We start from the raw sequence: 644 nt of genomic DNA, 5'->3' as shown, positions 1-644 counted from the left end.
AGCTGGCACCGGGGGTAGTTGGAGGCGGGCAGGTTCCGGGCGGCGGCGATGGCCTTGGGGTCCTTCTCCGGCTTGGACAGGTTGATGGTGATGTCCAGCTCCCCGTACTGGGTGTCCGTCTTCCACTGCACGTCCTTGGCGATGCGGTCCCGGCGGATATAGTTGGTGTCCTGGCTGAACCGGTAGTACCAGTCGGTTGCCTTCTTCGGGTCCTGCTCCCGCAGGGCCTGGAACTTCCCGATGACCTGGGCGGGCCGGGGAGTGAGCGCCCCCATCAGCTTGGTGTCAAACAGGTCCCGGTAGACGATGGAATTCTCCTTGAGCACCCCCCGGGCATAGGCGTCGTCCAGCAGGGCGTCCAGCACCTGGGGCAGCTCCTCCTCGCCGCAGGAGACTCCCTCCGGCAGGGTGCAGCCGTCCAGCTCCAGGGCCTCCAGCAGGGCGTTCACCGCCCAGATCTTCTCCTCCGGCTGGATCAGCTCCTTGTCCAGGGCGTAGGAGATCAGCTTGGCAATGGCCTGATCCCGTTCCATGGTCATCCCTCCTCAAAGCCGTGGGGGTGGCTCTTGTGCCAGGCCCAGGCGGAGGCCACGATGGTGTTCAGGTCGTTGTACTTGGGCTTCCAGCCCAGCACCTGGATGGCC

General features: G+C 65.4%; 2 pseudogenes. Both read right to left on the bottom strand.

Annotated elements, in window-relative coordinates:
* A pseudogene (locus tag B5F19_RS16900) lies at nt 1–533 on the bottom strand (galactose-1-phosphate uridylyltransferase); the annotation flags it as partial.
* Between the two features lie 2 nt (nt 534–535).
* A pseudogene (locus tag B5F19_RS18165) lies at nt 536–644 on the bottom strand (UDP-glucose 4-epimerase GalE); the annotation flags it as partial.

The sequence above is a fragment of the Pseudoflavonifractor sp. An184 genome, from assembly GCF_002160305.1.
GTDB classification, from domain to species: Bacteria; Bacillota; Clostridia; order Oscillospirales; family Oscillospiraceae; genus Lawsonibacter; species Lawsonibacter pullicola.
The sequence above is the reverse complement of the archived record's forward strand: the minus strand, read 5'-3'. Positions and strand labels throughout refer to the sequence as shown.